The following is a 25156-nucleotide window of genomic DNA, read 5'->3' on the forward strand; positions in this document are numbered from 1 at the left end:
TTTCCATTGAAGAAAAAGATATTTGTCGGCCTTGGTTTAGTATTGCTCGGTTTTATTTCGGTAAAACTATACGAATATCTTTCCGGACCATCGGAGCAGTACACTGATGTAAAAGTGATTGCCTACCATTATAACGGTGAAGGGTACGTAGGATCTGAATCCTGCATGGAATGCCACGGGGATATTTATGAAACCCACTTACAAACGGCACATTACAACACTTCGGAATTCACCACCTTGGACAATATCCATGGTAGTTTTGAAGAAGGGAAAAATGTGGTGCGATTAATGGATGCCGATATTACCATAGTGGATAAAAATGGACATCCGTTTCAGGTTGCCCGATTAAATTATGGAGACCGGAAACAATTTGATTGGAGCATGGACATCACCATAGGCTCAGGACTAAAGGGACAAACCTTTTTGACCAATCAACCCGATGGTTTACATCAACTACAAGCATCCTATTTTGTGCCTACGGACACTTGGATAAATAGCCCAAATTATGCAAATTCGTTGGTACCATTGAGGCCCGTAAACGACCAATGCTTAAAATGTCATGTCACTTTTGCCAAAAGCAACAATGAGAACCTAAACTCCAACATGTATGATATGTCCAGAATGGTTTTGGGCGTTGACTGTGAAAAATGCCATGGCCCATCGGAAAAACACGTAATTTTTCAAAGGAAAGGTATAGGAACACAAAAAGATACCACGCTCATAGCCTTGGCTTCCCTGTCAAGGCAGCAAAGACTTGATGTTTGCGCCTCATGCCACTCCGGACTCAGAAGCAATCAAATTCAAAACCCCTTTAAATTCTTACCTGGGGATACGCTATCCAAGTTTTCTAAAAACTTTAACTCACTTAGACCAAGCACGTCTTTGGACGTTCACGGAAACCAGTTTGGATTGCTCATCAGTAGCAAATGTTTTACCCAATCTGAACAGATGGACTGTATGACCTGTCATGACCCCCATAGAAACCAAAGAGGACAATCAGGCTATTTCAACAGTAAATGCATCGAGTGCCATCAACCAAATACAATCACATGTTCTATTTCGCAATCAAAAATGACAGCAAATAACAATGACTGTATACAATGCCATATGCCTATAATCCCTTCTAGGAGCATGCAGGTACAATTGACCAAATTGGAAGAATCCACCCCAATTGGGGTCAGAACCCATAACATTGCCATTTACCCAGAAGCCGAGGCAAATGAGTAAATTGGCATAGATTACATCAATCTTTAAATAACCAAAACGAATACCAATAGCGTAAGGAAAGCGTTGAATATTTGACTAACTTTGCATAATCAATAAAATGTAATAATCATGGCATTAGAAATAACAGATGCTACTTTTGACGAAGTAGTTTTAAAAAGCGATAAACCCGTAGTAGTAGACTTTTGGGCCGCATGGTGCGGACCTTGTAGAATGGTAGGGCCGATCATTGACGAAGTAAGTAACGAATACGAGGGCAAGGCCATAGTTGGAAAAGTGGATGTTGATGCCAATCAGGAATTCGCCGCAAAATATGGAGTTAGAAATATCCCAACGGTCTTGGTTTTCAAGGACGGGGAAATCGTAAGTAGACAAGTAGGTGTTTCACCCAAAAAGGTATATACGGACGCTATTGATGCGCTTTTATAGGCCCGTTACCCATATAATTATAAAGGAAAGTCCAGTGAAGAACGCTGGACTTTTTTTATGTTATCTTTAGGCTATGGAAATACGCAAAGAATTAAACAACGCCACCTTATTTCCTAATCTGGAGATATTGGCCAATCAGGTCGTAGAAGGATTCATCAGTGGTATCCATAAAAGCCCCTTTCATGGTTTTTCTGCGGAGTTTGCGGAACATAAAATTTACAACAACGGCGAAAGTACCAAGCATATCGATTGGAAATTGTACGCTAAAACGGATAAGTTATATACCAAACGCTACGAGGAAGAGACCAATCTTAGGTGCCATATGATTTTGGACAACTCGGCCTCCATGTTCTATCCGCAGGTCAAGACCCAGACCTTGGGAAACCTGAATAAAATCGGTTTTGGAATATTGGCCATTGCGGCCTTAATGAACGTATTAAAAAAACAACGCGACGCCGTGGGCCTGAGCGTGTTCTCCGATGATTACCACTATTACACCACCGAAAAAGGAAGTGAGCGCCATTTTCAAATGCTCTTGGCCAAATTAAATGAAATTGGGAGCGAAAAATCGGGCGGCAAGGAAACAAGAACCTATACCTATATCCATCAGATAGCCGAAAAAATAAAAAGAAGAAGTCTCATATTTCTCTTTACCGATATGCTTCAGACGGAAAAAGAAGATGAAGAATTGTTCGAGGCCCTTAGGCATTTAAAGTATAACAAGCATGAGGTGGTACTCTTCCATTTGATGGACAAGGAACTAGAATATCACTTCGATTTTGACAATACGCCCAAACGATTTTTGGATGTTGAAACGGGCGAACATTTGGATCTTTATGCCGATACTATTAAAGAAGCCTATGAGAAGGGTGTACAGGAATATTTCACCTCCATAAAGTTGAAATGTGCCCAATACCGAATCAAATATGTAGAAGTCGATATAATAAGGGATTTTTCTACGATACTGAATACCTTTTTGGTTGAACGCTCCAAATTTCTATAGAAGGTAATATTTTAAAAGAAAATGTTTGTGCAATTGAATAAGCAATGTATATTTGCACACGCTAAACGCCACGGTCTGGTAGTTCAGTTGGTTAGAATACCTGCCTGTCACGCAGGGGGTCGCGGGTTCGAGTCCCGTCCAGACCGCAAAAAGCCCTCAATTTATTGAGGGCTTTTTTGTTTCCTTATGGGTTTCAATCGCAAAATCCATTAAATCTATTTCGGCATTTTATCCATTTCCATGTGCAGCATGCTCCAACGGTGGCCGTCCCTATCGATAAAGCCCATGGCGTACATCCAGCCATCGACTTCGGAAGGTTCGGCAAAAATCCTGCCTCCGGCATTTTTCACTTTTTGGGCCATATCATCGACTTCCGTTCTGGTCTGGGCATCCAAATTGATCAACATCTCGGAACCTTTGTTGGTATCGGAAATCCCCGTCTGTGCAAAATGCTGAAAGGCATTTTCAGGAAAGAGCATCAACACAAAATCGTGCTCACCAACCAAAAAACTTCCTATGTGCTGGGAATGGGCATGCATGGGATTTTCCCTAAACCCAATTTGCTTGAAAAATGTCTTTGAAACGTGTATATCCTTAACGGGAAGGTTCAACCAAATCGATTTCATACTATTTACTGTTAGGTGGTTACATCAAATATAACCAACTTTAAAATAAAAAATCTCCAACAATACCCGTAGATTCCGTACAATCCCATTTTTCCTGATATTAAAGGAATTCAAGTATCCAACCTAAAAAAATAAGTCTAATTGGATTCCACGTAGTCCTTGAAATTATCCAAAATGGCCTGCCAACCTTGCCGCTGTAGCTCCAGGGAATTTTGGTTTTCGGGTTGAAAGGTCTCCACAATTTCCGTTTGACCCTCCTTGTCCACAAATATTACGGATACTTCCCGTCCGTCATCCAAGGTGTATTCCAACAGATTATTAGGTATTACTTTGGTGAATTGACCGCCAAAATCAAAGCCCATACTACCATCTTTGGCTTCCATCCTACTAGTAAACCTACCACCTTCCCTAAGGTCGCTTTCAGCGTTTGGGCAGTGCCATTCATCCGATGCGAAATTCCAATTTTTGATATGGTTTGTTTCCGTCCAATACTTCCAAGTTTTTTCTTTCTTGGCGTTTACAATAGCAGCTACTTCTATTGCCTTCATTTTTCGTTTATTTATACTTAATTGATAGTTGATTCTTTTGTGTAATTAGATCTAAAGATAGCTTACAATTTCATGCGAGATTTTGCCAATTGAACTATGAGGAAATAAATGTCCGGGACGGAATCATTGTATTTTTTCTTGAACGTAAGGTTAACGTACTATTTATACAGATTAAGGTATACTAAACCATTAATTACTAATTACATAAAAAAAGCCCCGTTAAACTTCATTAATCACTTTTCTATCGATTTTTGCATTTTTTTAACAACCACTTTTTGTTATCAGGGTTTTCTTGATATAATTTCACCCTCGTAATGAAGCAAAGTCTTTTAAAATATTCCTTACCACTGATGCTCACCTTGCTGTGTGGGCTTTTCTTTGTTCATTCCAATTTAAAGGTAGAGGATTCCATAAAACTCGATTCCAAGGAAGCCTTAATCCAACTCAATGATGTAGACCAGCATGCCCAGGTCGCCATCAACCCATTATCCAGTGATAAAAAACTTGCCATCGAGGTTGCAGAAACCGAAGAGCAAGAGGAAGAGATAAGACATACGGTTCCAACGGAGCACGGTAGATATTTAGGTGGCATTTCCGCTACTTCACTTAGAACCCAATTCATTTGGCATACTCGCTTTGATTCACAAAAATCCTTTGTAGCCTTCAGCGCATCGGATACAACTTCCTTATTTAGAAGATACATCAAGTATCAGGTATTTAGACTATAGCATTTTTTAGGCCGCAACACTTTGCTGGCCCCTTTCAAAAAGCCTTTCTCACCTAGACTCCTTCTTTAGGAGAAGTGATAGGCAAATCCATTGTTCTAAATAATATCATTTTCTAAATTTAAAATTATGAGGAGAATCCCCATGATTATAGGTCTTCTAATTATTTTGGGCCTATCTAGCTGTAACTCCAAAAAAGAAACCCACGAGGACTACACCAAATTTTTGGTTACCAGTCCCATAAAAAAAGACACTTCCATCACCAAGGATTATGTGGCCCAAATTCATTCTATACGCCACATAGAACTTAGGGCCCTTGAAAAAGGGTATTTAAAGGAAATTCATGTAGACGAAGGCCAGTTCGTAAAAAAAGGGCAAAAGATGTTCAACATAATGCCCAATGTCTATCAAGCCGATTTACAAAAGGCAGAGGCCGAAGCCAAAATTGCCGAAATAGAGCTCAATAACACCCAATTACTTGCCGATGGCAATGTGGTCTCCGCCAATGAGCTCGCCATGGCCAAAGCTACTTTAGAAAGAGCAAAAGCAGAGGTGGCATTGGCCCAAACACATCTTGGATTTACAGATGTTCGCGCACCTTTTGATGGTATCATGGACCACCTTCACGTTCGGGAAGGTAGTTTACTTGATGAAGGAGAACTATTGACCACCCTATCCGATAATTCCGAAATGTGGGTCTATTTCAACGTACCGGAAGCCGAATATTTGGATTATATCATGAGCAAGGACAGGGGCGATAAGAAAACCGTAGGTCTTTTGTTGGCCAATAACAAACAGTTCAACCAGAAGGGTATCGTACAGACCATTGAAGGTGAATTCAACAATGAAACGGGAAATATAGCCTTTAGGGCCACCTTCCCCAATCCTGATGGGATTCTTAGGCACGGAGAGACTGGAAGTATTCTCATGACCATACCTTTTAAAGATGCTATCATCATTCCCCAAAAGGCCACTTTTGAGATCCTGGACAAAAAATATGTTTTTGTGATCGACGAAAATAACATTGTGCAACAGACGGAAATTACCGTTGCCGCAGAACTTCCACACTTATTTGTTGTTAGTAAAGGCGTAAGTCCTAAAGATAAAATTTTACTGGATGGCATACGAATGGTCAAGAACAAGGAAAAAATAAAGACCGAATTCGCGGAGCCGAACGAGGTGATTTCCAAGTTGGCCGTTTATGCCGAATAACAAGAATTAATCCAACGTATTATGTTCAGTAAATTTATCAAGAGACCGGTCTTGGCTATTGTCATATCGGTAATAATCGTATTTGTAGGATTGCTTTCCATAAAGCAATTGCCTATTTCACAGTTCCCCGAAATTGCCCCGACCACGGTAAACATTTTCATTGCCTATCCTGGTTCCAGTGCGGACGTTTTGGTAAAATCTACCCTTATTCCTTTGGAAACCGCCATTAATGGTGTACAAGGAATGCGCTATATCGCTTCCGATGCCACCAGTGCCGGTGAGGCGACCATACGTATCATTTTTGAACCTGGTACCGATCCGGATCAAGCGGTCGTACGGGTAAAGACCCGCGTTGACCAGGTAATGCCAAACCTACCCGACCTTGTGCAACGCGAAGGGGTAATCATAACCCCTATTCAGCCCAGTATGCTTATGTACGTTAACCTATACAGTGATAACGTGGATGATCATGAGCTCTTCCTCTATAACTACGCATATACCAAGATGATTCCAGAAATACAGAGGATCGATGGTATTGCAAGTGCCCAAATTTTGGGAAGCCGAAAATACGCGATGCGTGTCTGGTTAAAACCGGACCGTATGCGGGCTTACAATGTCTCTGCCGAGGAAATCCTCACGGCAATGGAGGAGCAAAGTATTTTGGCCAGACCGGGTAGGATCGGACAGAGCTCCGGTAAGACCTCCCAATCCTTGGAGTATGTGTTGATGTATCAAGACCGATATAACGAACCCCAACAATACGAGGAAATTATCATAAAGGCCAACGAAGATGGTGAAATCTTGAAACTTGGTGATTTGGCCGATGTAGAGCTGGGAAGCGAATTTTTCGATATTTATTCCAATCTGGATGGTAAACCATCGGCTTCCATAGTTTTGAAACAGACTTTTGGCAGTAATGCCAGTGATGTTATCGATGCCGTAAAGGAAAAACTTACCGAGTTGGAGAAAGACCTCCCTTCCGGACTTGATTATAAAATCAGTTACGACGTTTCCAGTTTCTTGAATGCTTCCATAGAACAGGTAATGCACACGCTCAGGGATGCCTTTATCCTGGTTGCCATTGTGGTATTCCTGTTCCTGGGCGATTGGCGCTCCACGTTAATACCCATCATTGCGGTTCCCGTATCCCTCATAGGTGCGTTTTTCGTAATGCAGCTATTTGGATTGTCCATCAACTTGATAACCTTATTTGCCTTGGTTTTGGCCATTGGTATCGTGGTGGATGACGCCATTGTGGTCGTGGAGGCCGTCCATGCCAAAATGGAGGAAAAACATGTTGGGCCATTTGAGGCCGTGAAGGTGGTCGTCAATGAAATTGGGGGCGCGATCATTGCCATTACCTTGGTGATGGTTTCCGTATTTATTCCCATTGCCTTTATGACAGGACCTGTGGGTGTATTCTATCGACAGTTTTCCATTACCATGGCGGGATCTATCGTAATTTCAGCGATGGTGGCCCTTACTTTGACACCCGTTCTTTGCGCCATGATCTTAAAAAACAACCATGGAAAGCAAAGAAAGAAATCCCCGTTGGACAAATTCATCGATTGGTTTAACCGTGGATTCGAAAAATTGACCGGTAAATATGGGAAGGTATTGGACCGGATCGTGGCTAGAAGGGTATTGACCTTTGGCATCCTTATCGCATTTTGTGTAGGTATATTTTTTACGAACGAAACCCTCCCCGCCGGCTTTATACCCAATGAGGACCAAGGTATGATCTACGCGATCATCCAAACACCTCCGGGCTCAACATTGGAACGAACCAACGATGTTGCCAGAAAATTGCAACAGATATGTGAAGAGACGGAGGGCGTGGAATCAGTTTCTTCCCTAGCGGGTTATGAGATTATGACAGAGGGCCGTGGTTCCAATGCGGGTACCTGTTTGATCAACCTAAAACCATGGTCGGAACGCCATCATTCCGTACACGAGATCATGGAGGAGCTGGAAGAGGAAACCAAGGATTTGGGTGCGGTAATCGAATACTTTGAACCACCGGCCGTTCCCGGGTTTGGTTCTTCCGGGGGTTTTTCCCTACGTCTTTTGGATAAAACGGACGGAACCGATTACCATGAGTTTGAACGTATCAACAATAATTTTATGGATGCGCTATCAAAACGTGAAGAGATTACCGGCCTTTTCACTTTCTACTCTGCCAACTATCCGCAGTATGAATTGAAGATCAACAACAAAATTGCGATGCAGAAGGGAGTGAGTATAGACAAGGCCATGGAAAACCTGAATATTTTGATCGGTAGTACCTATGAGCAAGGTTTTATCCGCTTTGGAAGATTTTTCAAGGTATACACCCAAGCCGCTCCAGAGTACAGGGCGTTGCCTTCCGATCTGGAAAAATTGTTCGTAAAGAACGAGGAAGGCGAAATGGTGCCCTACTCTGCCTTTATGACGATGGAAAAACGTTTGGGACCCAATGAAATTACCCGGTACAACCTTTACAATTCGGCATCCATCAGAGGACTTCCCGCAAGGGGATTTACCAGTGGTGATGCAATTGACGCCATCAAAGAGGTAGCGGAAAAAACGCTTCCACGCGGCTATGATGTGGATTGGGAAGGTCTTTCGTATGACGAAGCTAAAAGAGGTAATGAATCGCTGTATGTATTCATCGTTGTACTGATTTTCGTCTACTTTGTATTGGCGGCACAGTATGAGAGCTTCCTTTTACCTTTTGCTATTTTACTTTCGCTACCCGTTGGTATTTTAGGGTCCTTTGTTATGCTCAAGGGCATGGGACTTGCCAATGACGTGTATGCCCAAATAGGACTTATCATGCTGGTTGGGCTATTAGGTAAGAACGCCGTACTTATCGTGGAGTTCGCCGTTCAGAAAAGGCGGCAGGGAAGTACTATTTTGGCATCCGCCATTGAAGGGGCCAAAGTACGGTTTAGACCTATTCTTATGACTTCCTTTGCTTTCATCGCCGGACTTATTCCTTTGGTCATCGCCCATGGAGCTGGAGCTATCGGTAACCGGACCATTGGAGGGTCGGCCATGGGTGGAATGCTGATGGGAACCCTATTCGGGGTACTAATAATCCCGGGTCTTTACTACATTTTCGCAAAGATGACCGATGGTCGAAGTCTTATCAAGGGAGAGTCCAACGAACCGGTTTCCGAAGAGTTCATGAGAATTTCCGAAGAAGAAAGCAGGACTAAAACGGCCCTAAGGGAAATGAAAAAACTCTTGAAAAAATTAACTAAAAGAAATGACAATGAATAACTACAGAGTACCTAAAATAAAAAGCTACGGTAGGCTTTTCGTCTGTATTGTTCTATTTGGGGCCTTCCACTCCTGTGTTCCAACGAAAACGCTAAAGCAGGAGGACAAATGCCTTCCGGAAACCTACAGGGCCTTATCCAATGATACCTTGAACACCGCGAACACAAGGTGGAGGGAATTCTTTTCCGATGCCTACCTTGTATCGTTGATCGATACTGCCTTGGTAAACAACCAAGAGCTGAATATTATGTTGCAACATATCGATATCGCACAAAATGAGGTAAAGGCCAGAAAGGGGGAATATCTGCCATTTATCGATGTCAAGGCTGGTGCCGATATTGAAAAAGTGGGAGAATACACCCGAAACGGTGCGGTTGAAAAAAACCTGAACATTCGGGAGGATGAGGAATTTCCAGAGCCCCTGACCAATTATTCCGCCAGAATTTTCGCTTCTTGGGAACTGGATGTTTGGAAAAAGCTACGTAACTCAAAAAAGGCAGCGGTCATGGAGTATTTGGCCACCGTAGAGGGCAAAAACTTTATGGTCACAAGTCTTATTGCCGAGATAGCGGATTTGTACTATGAATTGATCGCTTTGGATAACCAATTGGCCATCATTGAGCAAAACCTTGAGATACAAGGAAATGCCCTGAGAATGGTACGTTTACAAAAGCAGGCGGCAAGGGCAACCGAGTTGGCGGTACGCAGGTTTGAGGCCGAAGTCCTAAAGAACCAAAGCCATAAATTTGAGGTGCAGCAGCAGATCGTGGAAACGGAAAACAAACTGAATTTTCTTATCGGTAGGTCACCCCAACGAATCGAAAGAAATTCGGAAGGGTTCATAGAAAGCAAAATCGATACCATTTACGCTGGTATTCCCTCGCAACTGCTATTGAACAGACCTGACATTCGTCAAGCGGAGTATGAGTTGCAGGCCGCTAAACTGGACATAAAAGTGGCCAGGGCCAACTTTTATCCTTCGATTGGGATAAAAGCCGGGGTGGGACTTCAGGCATTTAAACCAAAATATCTGACAGAAACCCCGCAGTCCCTATTATATTCGGCGGTGGGCGATTTGGTTGCCCCTTTGATAAACCGAAATGCCATTAAGGCAGAATACAATACGGCGAATGCCAGACAGGTACAGGCGGTCTATGAATATGAAAAATCGATTCTTCAAGGCTACATTGAGGTTGCGAATCAATTATCCAACATTGAGAACCTCAAAAAAACCTATGATTTAAAGGCTGAACAGGTGGAAGCTCTTACAGAATCCATTAACCTTTCAACACAATTGTTCCAATCGGCAAGAATCGAGTATATAGAGGTGCTGTTTACCCAAAGAGAGGCTTTGGAATCTAAAATGGAGTTAATTGAAACGAAACGGGACCAACTTGTTGCCCGTGTGGCTATTTACCAGGCCCTTGGTGGTGGATGGAATTGATTTCCCCCGAAACCTAAATTTAAAAGCCTCCCTTCTAGGGGGCTTTTTCTATTTTTTTCAAAGAATGGTTAGTTCTTGGCCTCCATAATTTCCTTGAGCTTTGAGAATATCTCGGAGTTTTCATACACCCCTTGAAAATTTTTAGCTTGTGGCCCATAGGCAAATAAAGGAACCATGATGGCCGTATGATCGATGGTCAAAAAATCACCTTGAACTTCGCCTTCTTCCCAATTTCCTCCCACGATTCCAAAGCCGGACGTTTCATGATCGGCCGTAATCAAAACCAACGTATTGCCCGTTGTATCGGCAAACTTCAATACCTCGGCAACCGCTGCGTCAAAGTCCAACATTTCATCTATGATGGTCGCAATATTATTGGAATGACCGCCATTATCTATTTGGGCTCCTTCCACGACCATGAAAAAAGGTTCTCCATCTTTTGAAAGAACTTCCATGGATTTTTTTACGGATTTTGGCAACATATCCCCCCTGCCCATTTCTAGGGTCGGCATCTTGTTATCTCCCCAAAATATCACGGACTTATTTTTTAGATCGGTAAATTCTGTAAGCGTGATTGGCTTAAATACCTTGCCCAATTCAGCAATATAAGAAGCTCCCCCGGCAATAAAAAAATCCAATTTACTCGTTTTCAAATCCTTTAGAATACCATCGGTATTGTCCCTATCCTTTACATGGGCATAGAATGACGACGGTGTAGCGCCGTAAATGGCATCGGTCGTAATTATTCCCGTTCTATACCCTTTTCCGGATGCGACATCGACCAAGTTAGGCAACACCTCATCATTGGGTCCCAACCCAATGGCCCTATTATTCGTTTTTTGTCCCGTGGCCATGGCCGTTGCCCCTGCGGCCGAATCGGTTATCAAATCATCAAACGCGGATGTTTTTATCAACCCAATGTCCTTAATAGTTGTGATACTCAATTGACCCCTATTCGCGAACATAGCGGCCGAAATTTGGGCCAATCCATTACCATCGCCAATCATAAGCAAGATATTCATGGGTTTAGAATTTGGATCAAATTTGTATTGTGGCTGATATATCGATTTAACCTCGCCCTTATAACTCCTGCTATCCAAAGATTCCAAATAATTATATGCCTTGGCCGGTTGATCGGTGTTGATAAAATCCACCCCCAATGTGGCCAACCGTGCCCAAGCGGTCTTAGTATCTGGGGTTGCCCAAAACCGAAAAGGTTTATTGAACGCATGGGCTCTTGTTAAAGCAGCTTTGACTTTGTTCAGTTCTTCTTCCACCATTCGGCCATATCCGTTCCAAACAGAATACTTTTGAAAGCTAAGGCTGATCATGGCCACCTTTTCCATTGGTACCGTTTCCAAGTCGACCAAATTTTGATGATCAAAGAATATGTAATCCGGATAATTGACATAATCTTTTGGATCTGGACGATTTCCTGATATCACAAAGGATACTTTATCTCCTTTTATAAGATTAGGATATTTCTTTAAGACCTTTTGTATCTCCTTTAGGGTAGGTCCCGCTGGCGACTTTAGATCCAATAAGAGTTGTGTGTTCCGTAGTTCACCTTTTTTCTCTAGTTCCGATAAGGGTTCCAAGTAAAGTGAGGATAGCGTGCGACCTTCCTTGATATTTGATTCCTCGTGGGTAACGTACAGGGTATTATCCTTTAGAAACAAATCAACTTCTATAGATGAAGCGTTATTTATATACGCTTCTACAAAAGGGAAATCCTGATTGTAATCGTTATGGGAATGTACTTTGTAAGGTATTTGTCCATGGCTGAATTGTAGGGCAAAGACCAGAATCCAAAGCGATAATAGGCGTTTTAGTAAATCGTCAATTTTCATTTTAAACAAGATTATTCGATGTCCTTATGGTTAAAGTTCTAGTAAGAGGCCCCAAGGTAACCATGGTTTGCGGAATTTGTAGGTTGCGCTATTCTTTTATTCTCTCAAATGTACCCATACCAAAATCAACTTTGTAGCGCGATTCAAAAAATTTGCTAGGCAGATAATAATCGGTAGTAATTATTTGGGCACCTGAAGTTTTAGCCTTCTCAAACCTTGTATAGTCATTATTTCTTGCCTCAACCGTTCCCGAATCTGCACGGGTGCGGACCATATAACCCTTGGAAACCAGATTTTGGATTTTTTCAAAATTCCCAACGGGATCATTTACGATTATGAATGCCGCTTCTGGACTTCCCTCCGGTTTATTGATAAACAGTGCCGCATTTTTAAGTCCGGGGAATTTATCTAGATAGAGATCACACCTAGTCTCACTTTCATCCAAGACAAAAAGAAAACGCCCCTTTACCTCGTCCAAACTGGGCCATCCATCGCCAAGTATTGCCTCCTTCAAAGATTCTTCATCCCCCTTTACCAAATCCGGAGTTATCAATTTTTCGTTTGGGAGAACCGTTTTTATCTCTTTATCCAGGTTTTCCAATGCATCGGCATCAAAAACCAAAGGATCCTTTAGTTGCGGTATTATCCCGTCTTTAGTGTTCAACGTGATGAAGATAGGAGTATGCTCCGGGTTCTTGTTGGACCAGGCCAAAAGTTCCTGCAGCGCCTCTTGAAAAAGTAATTGGTGGCTTCTAAAATCTATATCCTGAACATGAAATACTTTGAGGCCGGGTTTGTTTAATTTTTTCTCCCTATCGAACGGCAAGAATTTTTCTCCCGATAGCTCTACAATATCCAATCCTTTTGGATTGGAATAGTGTCCACCTTGAGGGTCGTGAAATACATCAAGTTCCAGGTTTCTAAGTCCTAAATCCAACTGTTGGGTCAATGGGATATGCTCATATTGAAGCGATTTTGCCATTGATGAATCCAATTGAAATAGATACTCCCATAAAGGCTTTTCAATTCCTATTTTGTAACTATTGTGACTTCCGATCACCTGGATATCGTTCAGCCGTACATTTCCTTTCCCATATTCCTGGGAAAGACAAAAAACAGGAAGTATTAAAATCATAAATACCTGTATTTGCTTATGCATTTTCATAGATTGCGATTAACCCGTTCAAACTAATTTAAAACCACCAGAAAAGGAAAATACGGCAGGTATTTTCATACCGGCCGTATTTAATTTAATATAGAGCATCAATAACCGGGATTTTGCACCAAAAATCCCTCTACACTAGATGCTCCATCAATCGCTCTCTGAGGAATGGGAAACAATCTTTTGTTTGGATCGCTATCCGTCTTGCCCGTCCAGGAGCCCTCATATTTGCCAAAACGGATTTGATATGTTCTTCTCAGTCCTTCCCAATAGAGCTCAAATCCAGATTCACGAAATAGAATATCAAGGTCAATCGTTGCAAGTGCTTCCGGTGTCTGCTCGGGTCTGGCGGTTCTTGAGGTTCTAAGGGTATTAATATCGGCCAAGGCACCGGCATTGTCCCCTTTACGGAGTTTTGCTTCGGCCCGCATCAAATAAATCTCACCCAAACGAAGCAATACTATATCCACGCTACTGTTGCTACAGCAATTGGGAGCTGTACGGCTGAATTGATATTTCGAAAACCGATGTCCAGTGTTGTGCAGACTGCCCTCATCCGTAAAATTAACGTCAAGGTTATGGTCCACATACTTAAGGTCCGCACCGCTTGTCCTTCTGTTTATGACGGGATAAATACGGACAGACCCATCATCACAGGTGAGAATATTGCCCTGCTCGTCTTTTCGAGGTCCCCAAATTATTCCTCGAAGTATACCCCTATCAATTTCAAACTCCTCAGCCGGAACGCAGTAAAAATGGTCCGCATCGTTGTTTGGGTTTACCCCAGTGAGGTCTCTAAGATTTTCTGGGATTACGGTGTTCTCTTGAAAGAAACGGGCATCGGCCACGGCCGCATCAACATTGCCATAGGCATCTGCCCACGTCTGAATGAAATCAGGGGTTGCCGCAGCGGCATCGGTGCCTCGTGTATTGGGGAATTCCGGTCTTGGAATTTGATCGCCCGATATGGACCAGTACTGCCAACGACTGTGTTCTGTCTGCAAAACGCCCCTTTGATCGAGCGAAAATATAACTTCAGGGTTGCTATTGTTGTCGTCATTGAATATGTCAAAATACTCCGGTGACAAAGAGTAGGGTCCCGAAATGATATCATTGGTATATTGAATTACCTTATCCATATCGGCATCCAAAAAATTGGGTGTACCATAAGGATCGCGGTATACGGCGGAATTCAAGTACAATCGGGCCAAAAGGGCCTTCACCGCATCTTTGGTAAACCTACCGGGACCTTGGTCGTTATTGATAACTTCAACCACGGACAATAGTTCACTTTCAATATAATCCACAGCTTCTTGCGCTCTAAGGATTTGGGATATTTCTTCTGAACTTTCTTTTTTAAAAACAATTCCCCAATTATCCAGCGCCAACATATTGAGATAGGCCCTTGCGGCGATCATTTCGTGCAAAGCGCCTTGCGCCTCGGCATTTCCGTTATCAGCCTCAGGACGCAGTCTATCAATGGCGATGACCGCCCTGGATATGGATAAGGTTATTTCGTTCCAGGAATCGCCCACGAGACTATTACCAGGGGTCATAAGATGTTGATGCACTGCGATGAACTTGCCACCGTCAAACCAGTCCCTCCCACCACGGTTGGGAATTATGGCTTCATCCGAAGCGATTTCCTGGAGACCAAAATTACGTGTATGAAGCCATACATTTCTAAGTAGACCGTAAACGGGCGCAATGGAACCACTTACAATTTCAGCCTGACCGGTCCCGGTAAGCGACTCGTCCAGTACATCCTCCTCCAAGTCCGTGCAACCAAAAAATGCAACTAAAAATAGCACTATCGGTAATGCTCTATAAATTCTAATAGTTTTCATGATACTTTTTTATGTGATTTTAAAATCCTTTGTTTTTCATTAAAATGTTACGTTAAGAGCGAAAAGTAAGGTCCTTGCTCTTGGATATGTAAACCGGTCGATACCAAAGGTCTGTATTTCGCCTTGGGTAGCGCCCGTATTGACTTCTGGGTCAAAACCGGTATAATTGGTAAGAACGAAAAGGTTTTGCCCGGTTATCGAAAAACGGATGTTTTGAAGGGCATCCCCCAAGCCGACCTTTTCCGCGCTCAAATTATACCCTAGCGTGGCGTTGTTCAAACGTAAGAACGAACCATCCTCTAGATAGCGGGTGGATACCGTATTCGAATTGCTCAACGACTCATTGGGAAACTGCACGGCAAAATCCGTAGTGTTGTTAGACCTACCCAATTGCGCTTTGTTGAAAAGGGACATTGTTGTGTGATTGTATACTTCATTACCGGCTACCCCATTGAAGTTTAGCCCCAAATCAAAAGCCTTGTACTTGAAGTTCGCATAAAAAGCGTAGATAAAATCAGGGATGGCACTGCCCACTACCCTACGGTCATCATCCAAGACTGCACCATCTCCATTAGTGTCCTTGAACTGGTTAAGGCCATCGGCTCCAATACCATCGAATTCAAGCATGTAGAAAGCACCTATTGGCTCGTTGTTGATATACCCATTAATGGTTGCACCTGTTTGTCCGGACCCTTGCGCCGCTCCTGTAGTAAGGACCGAATAGGGTGAATCCCTTACTTCGTTTTGAATATAGGTGACGTTGCCCCCAATGTTATATGAAAAATCGCCCTGTGAATTGCTGTTGTAGTCCAATGCCAATTCGACGCCACTGTTATGGATTTCCATATTGTCGATATTATCCCAGAAAGTAGAGGTAGGTTCCACGGGGTCTGCGGGCACTACTTCCAATAAGATATTAGAAGAAACTTTATTGAAATAATCCAACGTACCCGTCAATTTATAGTCGAATAGCGCAAAATCAAGACCTAAATCAATTTGTGTGGAAACCTCCCATTGTAGATCGGGGTTCGCCAAACGGGTAAAAACGATACCGAACGGATAATCGTCAATGGAGTTGCCCTGGGTATCGATGGGGTAGGTACTTAGGCTCCCTGCACCCGTTAACAATCTATCTTCCGAAAAACTGGCCTTTGTAATTTTGGAGGGGATTTCTTGGTTACCTGTTTGTCCCCAACTTGCGCGCAGCTTAAGGTTATCAAATACGGAGTTGGCCATAAAATTCTCATTGCTAATATTCCAGCCAAGTGCAAATGCAGGGAAATACCCATATTTGTTATTTGCACCAAATTTTGAAGAACCATCTGCACGCAAGGTGGCAGTCACAAGATATCTATCATCATAGGTATAGTTGGCCCTTCCAAAGAACGATTGTAGCTCGTTCTGCTCTGCGGCAGCTGTTACCGTAGTTGGAAATTCATCCGTATTGGTCTGGTCCTGGAACCGTGGCTCAATATTATTGTTGGCGAAACCTCTATAAAAAAAGGTTCTCCCCTCTTCTAAAAATTTCTGATAGGAATGTCCCGCAAGTACGGTTACATTATGAACCTCATTGTTCCAATTATACGTTAGTGTATTTTCAACCAGTTCATTCGTATTGGAACTGATTGTGCTCTCCAATGAGCCCTGTGAGATATTGGATTCATTTACGACCTCTGGAAAAGGTCTGTACTGTTCGTCCCTTGTGGTAGTTGAATAGTCGACCCCTAGGTTTAATTTATAGACCAAACCGTCGAAAATTGTAACTGAAGGCGAAATACTGGCCAAAATACGATTGTTGATGGCAGTATCGCTAAAGAGTTCGTTCCTTTTTAACGGATTTAAGGCGTTTGTGTTCAAAATTGTTGGAACACCATTTGTAAGTGCGGGAATCGTGGGGTTCAAACTGAGCATATCACTTATGGTTCCTGTTATTACAGGTCTCAAATTTTGGGTACGCGAGGCGGTGAGGTTATAATCAACGTTCAACTTGCCGTTGAACGCTTTTTGGTTCATGTTCAATTTGCCCGAATAGCGTTCAAGGTTGCTGTTTTGCAAAACACCCTCTTGTTCTTGGTACCCCACCGAAGCGAAATAGGCAAATTTTTCCGTTGTGGCGCCACTCATGGAAAAGTTTACATTGTTGGATACCGCGGTTTGTGTCAATTCGTCCTGCCAATTGGTATTGGCCCCAAAATCTTCCAGCGTACCACCTACCGCTACTACTTGGTTGCGAAACGTGTCCGCATCAAATACATCGATCTTGTTTGAAATGGTGGAAAAAGCCGTGGACGCCGAGAAATTCATTTCGGTTTTGCCCATTCTTCCCCTCTTTGTAGTAATCACAACGACTCCATTGGAGGCTCGTGATCCGTATACCGCGGTAGCACTGGCATCTTTTAGTACATCAATACTTGCTATATCGCTGGGGTTCAAAAAATTCAAAGGGTTGGTATCAAAACCGTTGTTAGCATTGTCCAGCAAAAAGCCATCAACCACATAAAGCGGCTGTGTACCTGAACGCAAACTTCCAACCCCTCTGATAATCACATTTTGTGCCGCACCAGGCTCTCCGCTATTTGCCGCGATGTTCACCCCTGCCAATTTACCTTGTAGTAATTCCCCAGGGTTGGTTACCACTCCCTGATTGAAATCTTCGCTTTTAACCGATGCAATAGCACCTGTAATATCAGATTTCCTTTGGGTACCGTAACCTACGACCACTACATCGTCCAATTGCGTGGCATCCGGCTCCAATTGTACATTTATAATAGAATTATTGCCTACCACTATCTCCTTGGGACTATAGCCCAAATAGGAAATTTGCAAGGTTGCTCCAGACCTTACATTGATGGAGAAATTACCATCAAAGTCCGTAATGGAACCGTTACTGGTTCCTTTTTCCAACACGGACGCTCCCGGTAGTGGCGCTCCCGTTTCATCCGTAACCTGTCCGGTTATGGGGTTCTGTTCCAGAGAAAATATAAAATCATAGGAATCCTCTACAGATCCCCATTCTTTTTCAATACTTTTATTGGTAGTTTTTGAGTTCCCGAAGAGGAAACTGCTTCCTAAAATCGCAAAAAGTAAGGCAAAGCCGATTTTAGTTAGTCGGTTTTTAAGATACATAGTTTTAAAGTGTTGAAGTTTTAGTGATTTTCGATGCTTTTTAGAGAGCCTGTTGCCGCAGGCTCTTTTTTGTTTTTAGATTTCCTATCAAAAGTAATTCTTAAGGAGTAGGTGGTAGGTTACGGATACTTTATGATTAGTTTAATTTAAAATGAGGTAGGACGCTTTCCATCGATACTTTTTGGTGATCCAAAGACGGAAAAATGGTTTTTACCGATTATTTCCCTCGGGTGTTCGAAGAGTTTGCCAAGAAATTAGCTGTTCTGTATACTTTAGCGGTATAAATAATCGAACACCAAATCCAATACATTATGAAAAAGTGTATTATCCTTCTTGCCATTTATACTGTATTGCTTCTACTCTACTAAGAGCGTTTTATTCCAATTGTAGTTTCCCTATTCCAACTTGAGTTCTGAAGGTGAAGCTTCATTCTTTTTATCGGAAAAAATTCTGGCACTGGTCTTCATATCGGCATAACGTGGATCCGGGATGTAATCCTCCTTGCGCATTTTGATGACCTCGATGCTCAAGAAATCGAACTCGCTCACCACCTTTCCGTAAAACCGATAAATACCCCTGCCCCTAAAAGCATACTTGGCAGCTACCGGTGGAAACAACACCGTATCGAAAACCATTCCCTGCTGATCTACCAACGTGGCGAAATACATACGCTTCCCCGTATGGGTACTCGTATTTTTCACCGTAACCAAATACCCATAAATATCTATATAACCGTTTACATAGTTCATTAGATCCTTGCTCCCGTTCGTATTCTTTGGAGGTTCTGCCAAGAGCTCGAACGGACTGCACAGACAAAAACCCAATAGTTCCAATTGGGTAAAGGCGTCCTCTTGATCACTGGTATGCAATGGGGGAATCCTAAAATTTTGATGTACGGCCGGAAAAAGCTTTGGGTGCTCCAGCTTTGTCCCCCTGTTGAGAAACAAATGGGCCTTCCACAATAATTGGTGTTTGTTGACTCCCGTAAACCGGAACCCATCGATACGTATAAGAATACTTATCTGTTCTATGGATATGACCACGCGGTCCAAGAAATCCTCCAAGGAGGTAAATATTCCTTCCCGACTCCTTTCCCTGAGGATACGTTCCGCTACCCTGCTTTCCAAATCGCGTAAATAGCCCAGTCCCAAGAAAATAGCTTCTCCGTAGATTACATTGTTATGATTGCTCCTATTGACACAGGGCGGGTGTATGGTAGCCCCCAGCATGCGGGCTTCGTGGACATAGAATTCCGTCCGGTAGAAACCGCCCCCGTTATTAAGCACGGCCACCATATATTCCAAGGGATAGTAGGCCCTTAAGAACAGGGTCTGATAGCTTTCCACCGCATACGAAGCGGAATGTCCCTTGGCAAAGGCATAGCCGGCAAAACTGGCTATCTGCTCCCACACCTCAAAAATAACACTGTCCGGCTCTCCCTTTTTGCGGCAATTCTCGATAAATTTTAAACGTACCTTTTCAAACTCTTCCCGCGAACGAAACTTTCCGCTCATTCCCCGCCGTAACACATCGGCTTCGCCCAAATCAAGGTCGGCAAAATAGTGGGCCACTTTGATCACATCTTCCTGATAGACCATGACCCCATAGGTCTCCGGCATAATATCCAACATGACCGGATGCGCCTTCTCGGCTGTCCTCCCCTTTTCCCTATGCCTTAGGATGTACTCCCGCATCATACCGCTTTTGGCAACCCCTGGACGGATGATGGAACTGGCAGCCACAAGGCCCAGGTAATTATCCACTTCCAGCTTTTTCAACAGCATCCGCATGGCAGGGGACTCCACATAAAAACACCCCATGCATTGGGCCGTCTTGATTAGGTTGTTGATCCTGGGATCTTTTTTGAACTTTTTGACATCGTGGATATCGATTTCCTGGGTATTACCCATGCGGTTATAGGCGATGATCTCCAAGGATTCCTTAATTTTCGAGAGGCCCCTTTGGCCCAAAATATCGAACTTATAAAGTCCCACGTCTTCAGATATCACCATATCGAACTGTGTGGTAGGAAACCCTTTGGGCGGCAAATGCGTGGCCGAAAACCAATGTATGGGCCTTTCGCTGATCAAAATACCTCCGGCATGAATGCTCAGATAATTGGGCATTCCCATGATCAACCGACCGTATTTCAACACCAGCCGTGCCACCTCATCAAGCTTTCCCGGATCGAACTTTCCTTCGGCGAGAAAATCGATTTCATTTTTTGGAAGCCCAAATACCTTCCCCAACTCACGGATAACGCCCCTTTCCTTAAAAGTAACGTAGGTACCCAAAAGGGCCACATGCTCAAAACGGTCAAATATATATTGGGTCATCACCGGTCGATCATGGTGTGAAAAATCGATATCAAAATCCGGGGGGTTGGTTCGATAGAGGTTTATGAAGCGCTCAAAATATAGGTCGAGTTCCATGGGGTCCACATCGGTAATTCGCAACAGATAAGCCACGATACTATTGGCGCCGCTACCCCTGCCCACGTAAAAGAATCCACGTTTTCGCGCATAGGAAACAATATCCCAGTTGATCAGGAAATAGGAAACAAAACCTTTTTCCTTGATCAGCCCCAACTCCTTCTTCAAACGCTCCATGATCTCCTCGCCCACCTCTTGGTATCGGTACGGTAGGCCTTCCCTACACAATCGCTCGATCATTGTATCATCTTCCTCCTTGGATCCCGTATAGGTTCGTAGGTTTTGGGAAACCCTGTCCTTTGAAAAATCAAAATGGATGGAACAGGTGTTCAACAATTTTTCCGTGTTTTCCAAGATAAAGGAGTATTCTGAAAAAGCGGCCACTAGATTCTCTATAGGATACATTTTTTCATCCTCGCTGCCTTCCTCCGTTTTCTCCAACTTGCTTAACAGCACATTCCTATCAATGGCCCGTAGCAACCTATGGGCATTGAAATCGCCCTTATGCCGAAAGGTCACCGGTTGTTGCACCACCAACTTGTCCCTCAACCCCTTTATTCTTGAAAATGGCAACTTACGCAGGTCTGCTATCGATATTCCTATAAACTCGTGTGCCCCAAAGTGTACCATTTCATTGAGAAGCACCTTTTCAAAAGGATAGACTGCATAGGCATTTTGAAAGCGTGGAGCCCGGGAAGGGAACCTTTTTTCCTCATGAAGATGTTTGGACAGGAAATTGTTCAGTTCCAAATAGCCTTCGTTGTTTTTGGCTATGCCTATAAAACAGGGGTCGACACCATTTCTAAAATCGATTCCCAATAGGGGACGTACATCATATTCAGGGGCCTTGCGTACAAAATTCAGCGCCGCGGACGTGTTGTTGATATCGGTCAGTACCAATTTCGACACCCTATTTTTTTGTGCCATGCGCAGAAGTTCCTCTTCGGAAAAGGTTCCGTAGCGCAAACTGTAATATGTGTGGCAGTTTAAATACAAGGGGCAAATTCAAGTTCAAGTGTCAAGTTCAAAAGCTACTAGTTGTTGGTTGTTGGTAATCAATAACATCTAATTCTAACAACTAGCAACTAACAACCAGTAACTAATTTTTACTGTTTCCGATGCGCCAGCACGATGGGCGGTCTCCCATCGAACGGATTGTGCATGCGTCCAATGGTATTCTTTCCCATGGCCGAGGCCCTAACCACGCTCTTTTCCCCAAAGCGGTTCCTAATATGGTCCATGGCATGGTACAGGTTGAGCCGCTCCTCGGTATCATCAAAAAGATTGATCTGATAATTGCCCGATACCAAATGACTGAACCGGATACCTATCAACCGCACCAATAACCTTCGGTTATAAAGTACCCTGAACAGTTCCAAAATTTTGGGAATCAGGATATGGTCCGCACTCGTATAGGGAATCCGCAACTGCTTGGAATAGGTATTAAAATCAGAATAGCGAATCTTTACCGTAATGCAGGCCGTTAACTTTTCGCCCCGGCGGAGCTGGTAGGCCAGGTTCTCCGTCATGGCGATAAGGATCCCTTTCAACTTTGCCACGTCAATAGTGTCCTGATCAAAGGTACGCTCCGTAGAAATGGACTTTCGGTCACAAAACGGGACCACCGGGGAATGATCTATGCCATTGGCCCTTTTCCAAATGACCGTGCCATTTTTACCAAGAACGCGCTGCATGACGTCCATGGGCATTTCCTGTATGGTCCGCACCTTCCGTAATCCCAGATTCCTGAGCGTTTGATAGGTCTTATCGCCCACCATGGGAATCTTTTTTATGGAAAGTGGGGCCAAAAAGGGTTTTTCCAGGCCGTAATCTATCTTCAATTGGTTATTGGGCTTCGCCTCATTGGTAGCCACTTTGGAGACTACTTTGTTGACCGAAAGTCCAAAGGAAATAGGGAGCCCGGTTTCCCTGATAATTCTGTGCCGTAGTTCAGAGGCATATTTATAGGCTCCAAAAAAACGGTCCATCCCTGTAAGATCGGCATAGAATTCATCGATACTGGACTTTTCAAAAAGGGGCACGCTTTCCTTGATGATATCCGTGACCACATCTGAAAATTGACTGTAGGTCCCTGCGTTTCCCCTAATCTGTATCGCTTCGGGGCAAAGTTCCTTGGCCATTTTCATGGGCATGCCGGAGTGCACACCATATCCACGGGTCTCATAACTACATGCCGCTACCACCCCACGGTCACTCAACCCACCCACAAGGATAGGTTTCTTCAACAGTTTACTGTCCAGCCTACGCTCTACGGACACAAAAAAGGTATCCAAATCCAAATGTAAAATCGTCTTGTCCATCATCGATTAAAAAAGGAAGACTAATTTATGGAATAAATCCATATTATTGGAAATAATCCATCTTTATTTTATGCCTTTACATGCAGAATATGATTATTTTTAAAATCCATTCTAAAAATTGAAAAACTATGATAAAACCTGTCGCATTGCTCTGCAAGGGTCTTTTACTAACCGCTTTTATCTGTTCAACCAGCTGTAAGGACAACAAAAAAGCCGCTGAAAAAGTTGTTCCGGAACAACCCAAAGATCAATGGATAGCCATTTTTAATGGTGAAGACCTCAACGGTTGGACCATGAAGATAAACGGATACCCATTAGGGGAGAATTTTGGAAATACTTTTAGGGTAGAGGACAGTATCCTAAAAATACGTTACGATGGATACGGCCCCGAATTTGGCGAGCGCTTCGGTGCACTTTTCTATGATGAGGACCTGTCCAATTACCGATTAAAAGTAGAATATCGGTTTGTGGGCGAAACCGCTCCAGGTGCCCCGGAATGGGGCTATAGGGACAGCGGGGTACAGATACACACCCAACCACCCAATACTGTTCAATTGAACCAAGGTTTCCCCATTTGTCTGGAGTACAATCTGCACGGGGGCAATGGTACCGATAACAGACCCTTAGGCGCTATTTGCGGGATAGGAATGAAGGTGGAGATAGATGGGGAACGAAGCGACCTGTTCTGCAATCCGGCCAAAGTGGCCAAAACCTTCCACGGAGATCAATGGATAACGGTTGAAATTGATGTACAAGACGGAAAAATGAAGCATTTTGTGAACGGGGAGGAAATCATGAGCTATACCAATCCCGTATATGATCCAGAAAACGAATTTGCAAGGGCTTTTATCAAAGAAGGTGATTCCACGGTAAAAAGTGGCTATATTTCCCTGCAATCCAACAGCCACCCCATCGATTTTAGAAAAATAGAACTTTTGCCATACAACTAGCCCAAAAACTACCACCATGAAAGTATTGGTTTCCTTGAACTTTCCTCCCTTGGGTATAGAAATGCTCAAACAAGAAGGATTGGATGTTACCGTTTGGAAAAATGATATCCCTATGACCCGGGAAGAACTTATCCAGACAACTAAGGAACACGATATACTATTGTCCTCTAGTATTTATACGTTGGATGCCGATTTTCTGGAAAAGAACAAACATTTAAAGCTCATTTCACAGTTTGCCGTGGGCTATAACAATATCGCTATAAAAAAGGCCAAGGAACTGGGGATCCCGGTTACCAATACCCCGAATGCCATGACCGATGCCACCGCAGATATCGCTTTTGGTCTGATGTTGGCCGTTTCCAGAAAAATGTTCCATATGCATAAGACCATTATATCCGGGGATTGGGGACATTTTAGGCCACAAGCCAATTTGGGCATGGAGCTAAAAGGGAAAACAGTCGGCATTTTTGGGATGGGACGAATAGGAAGCGAATTCGCCAGACGCTGCCGAGGGGCCTATAATATGAAAGTCATTTATCATAACAGGACACCCAGCCCGGAGATGGAAAATGAGCTGGATGCGAGCTATGTATCCTTTGAGAAATTATTGAAAGAAAGCGATGTATTATCCGTTCATGCCGGGCTTTCAAATGAAACAAAGGGATTGTTTAATGCCGATGTATTTTCCAAAATGAAATCTTCCGCCATTTTTATAAATACGGCCAGAGGAGGTCTACACGATGAAAAAAGCCTCATTGAAGCTTTACAAAATAAGGTCATATGGGGAGCCGGTCTCGATGTTACCAATCCAGAACCCATGAATAAGGACAATCCCCTACTGAACATGGAAAATGTAGCGATCACTCCCCACATCGGTTCCGCGACCGTTGAGGCCCGCAACGAAATGTCCCGATTTGCGGCCTTGAATATTATCCAATTTTCAAGAGGCGAACCGTTGACAAACCTGGTTGACTAAAAAATAAAATATTATTA

The 25156-nt window shown here is 43.3% G+C and carries 17 protein-coding genes and 1 tRNA gene; 10 read left to right on the forward strand and 8 right to left on the reverse strand.

Going from position 1 to position 25156, the window contains the following annotated elements:
• Positions 1-6 precede the first annotated feature (6 nt).
• The 4 genes from PP181_RS00470 (at position 7) to PP181_RS00485 (ending at position 2802) form a co-directional block, all read left to right on the forward strand.
• On the forward strand, positions 7-1227 hold the full coding sequence (locus PP181_RS00470) for a multiheme c-type cytochrome (RefSeq protein WP_272635560.1): 1221 nt from the start codon (positions 7-9) through the stop codon (positions 1225-1227).
• Positions 1228-1335: 108 nt separating this feature from the next.
• A complete protein-coding gene (gene trxA / locus PP181_RS00475; protein ID WP_138257780.1) occupies positions 1336-1653 on the forward strand; it encodes a thioredoxin in 318 nt (105 codons plus the stop codon).
• 73 nt (positions 1654-1726) lie between these two features.
• Positions 1727-2656: a DUF58 domain-containing protein gene (locus tag PP181_RS00480; protein ID WP_272635561.1), complete on the forward strand. Its 930-nt coding sequence runs from the start codon at positions 1727-1729 to the stop codon at positions 2654-2656.
• Positions 2657-2728: 72 nt separating this feature from the next.
• Positions 2729-2802 (forward strand) — tRNA-Asp (locus tag PP181_RS00485).
• A gap of 69 nt (positions 2803-2871) precedes the next feature.
• Here PP181_RS00485 and PP181_RS00490 read toward each other — a convergent pair.
• Both PP181_RS00490 and PP181_RS00495 read right to left on the reverse strand, forming a co-directional pair.
• The gene (locus tag PP181_RS00490) at positions 2872-3282 is read right to left on the reverse strand and encodes a VOC family protein (protein WP_272635562.1); all 411 of its coding nucleotides are present in this window, start codon (positions 3280-3282) and stop codon (positions 2872-2874) included.
• A gap of 137 nt (positions 3283-3419) precedes the next feature.
• Positions 3420-3830, reverse strand: coding sequence for an SRPBCC family protein (locus tag PP181_RS00495; protein WP_138257812.1), 411 nt, complete (start codon positions 3828-3830; stop codon positions 3420-3422).
• 314 nt (positions 3831-4144) lie between these two features.
• On the opposite strand from PP181_RS00495, the gene PP181_RS00500 reads away from it, so the two are divergent.
• From PP181_RS00500 to PP181_RS00515, 4 genes are all read left to right on the forward strand, one after another.
• A complete protein-coding gene (locus tag PP181_RS00500; RefSeq protein ID WP_272635563.1) occupies positions 4145-4558 on the forward strand; it encodes a hypothetical protein in 414 nt (137 codons plus the stop codon).
• Positions 4559-4684: 126 nt separating this feature from the next.
• Positions 4685-5767 (forward strand): efflux RND transporter periplasmic adaptor subunit, encoded by a 1083-nt coding sequence (locus PP181_RS00505; protein ID WP_272635564.1) that lies wholly within the window; start codon positions 4685-4687, stop codon positions 5765-5767.
• Between the two features lie 21 nt (positions 5768-5788).
• Positions 5789-9031, forward strand: a complete 3243-nt coding sequence (locus tag PP181_RS00510; RefSeq protein WP_272635565.1) for an efflux RND transporter permease subunit — start codon at positions 5789-5791, stop codon at positions 9029-9031.
• Positions 9024-10475, forward strand: a complete 1452-nt coding sequence (locus tag PP181_RS00515) for a TolC family protein (RefSeq protein WP_272635566.1) — start codon at positions 9024-9026, stop codon at positions 10473-10475. The genes PP181_RS00510 and PP181_RS00515 overlap by 8 nt, the downstream gene beginning before the upstream one ends.
• 68 nt (positions 10476-10543) lie before the next feature.
• On the opposite strand, the gene PP181_RS00520 is transcribed toward PP181_RS00515, so the two are convergent.
• The 6 genes from PP181_RS00520 to dinB all read right to left on the reverse strand — a co-directional run bounded on the left by PP181_RS00520 (position 10544) and on the right by dinB (position 23213).
• Positions 10544-12325: an alkaline phosphatase gene (locus PP181_RS00520; protein ID WP_272635567.1), complete on the reverse strand. Its 1782-nt coding sequence runs from the start codon at positions 12323-12325 to the stop codon at positions 10544-10546.
• Positions 12326-12413: 88 nt separating this feature from the next.
• Positions 12414-13460 (reverse strand): phosphatidylinositol-specific phospholipase C1-like protein, encoded by a 1047-nt coding sequence (locus PP181_RS00525; RefSeq protein ID WP_272635568.1) that lies wholly within the window; start codon positions 13458-13460, stop codon positions 12414-12416.
• A 128-nt stretch (positions 13461-13588) separates the two neighbouring features.
• Positions 13589-15334 (reverse strand): RagB/SusD family nutrient uptake outer membrane protein, encoded by a 1746-nt coding sequence (locus PP181_RS00530; RefSeq protein WP_272635569.1) that lies wholly within the window; start codon positions 15332-15334, stop codon positions 13589-13591.
• 39 nt (positions 15335-15373) lie between these two features.
• Complete coding sequence (locus tag PP181_RS00535; protein ID WP_272635570.1) at positions 15374-18460, reverse strand: SusC/RagA family TonB-linked outer membrane protein; 3087 nt, start codon at positions 18458-18460, stop codon at positions 15374-15376.
• Positions 18461-18855: 395 nt separating this feature from the next.
• Entirely contained in the window at positions 18856-21888 is a 3033-nt protein-coding gene (locus PP181_RS00540) for a DNA polymerase III subunit alpha (protein ID WP_272635571.1), read from the reverse strand.
• A gap of 110 nt (positions 21889-21998) precedes the next feature.
• Entirely contained in the window at positions 21999-23213 is a 1215-nt protein-coding gene (gene dinB / locus PP181_RS00545; RefSeq protein ID WP_138257992.1) for a DNA polymerase IV, read from the reverse strand.
• A 128-nt stretch (positions 23214-23341) separates the two neighbouring features.
• Here dinB and PP181_RS00550 point away from each other — a divergent pair, with 128 nt between their 5' ends.
• Both PP181_RS00550 and PP181_RS00555 read left to right on the forward strand, forming a co-directional pair.
• Positions 23342-24163: a 3-keto-disaccharide hydrolase gene (locus tag PP181_RS00550; protein ID WP_272635572.1), complete on the forward strand. Its 822-nt coding sequence runs from the start codon at positions 23342-23344 to the stop codon at positions 24161-24163.
• Positions 24164-24179: 16 nt separating this feature from the next.
• On the forward strand, positions 24180-25139 hold the full coding sequence (locus PP181_RS00555) for a 2-hydroxyacid dehydrogenase (protein ID WP_272635573.1): 960 nt from the start codon (positions 24180-24182) through the stop codon (positions 25137-25139).
• Positions 25140-25156: the final 17 nt, after the last annotated feature.

Source organism: Maribacter sp. PR66 (assembly GCF_028464205.1).
In the GTDB taxonomy this organism is placed as follows: domain Bacteria; phylum Bacteroidota; class Bacteroidia; order Flavobacteriales; family Flavobacteriaceae; genus Maribacter; species Maribacter flavus.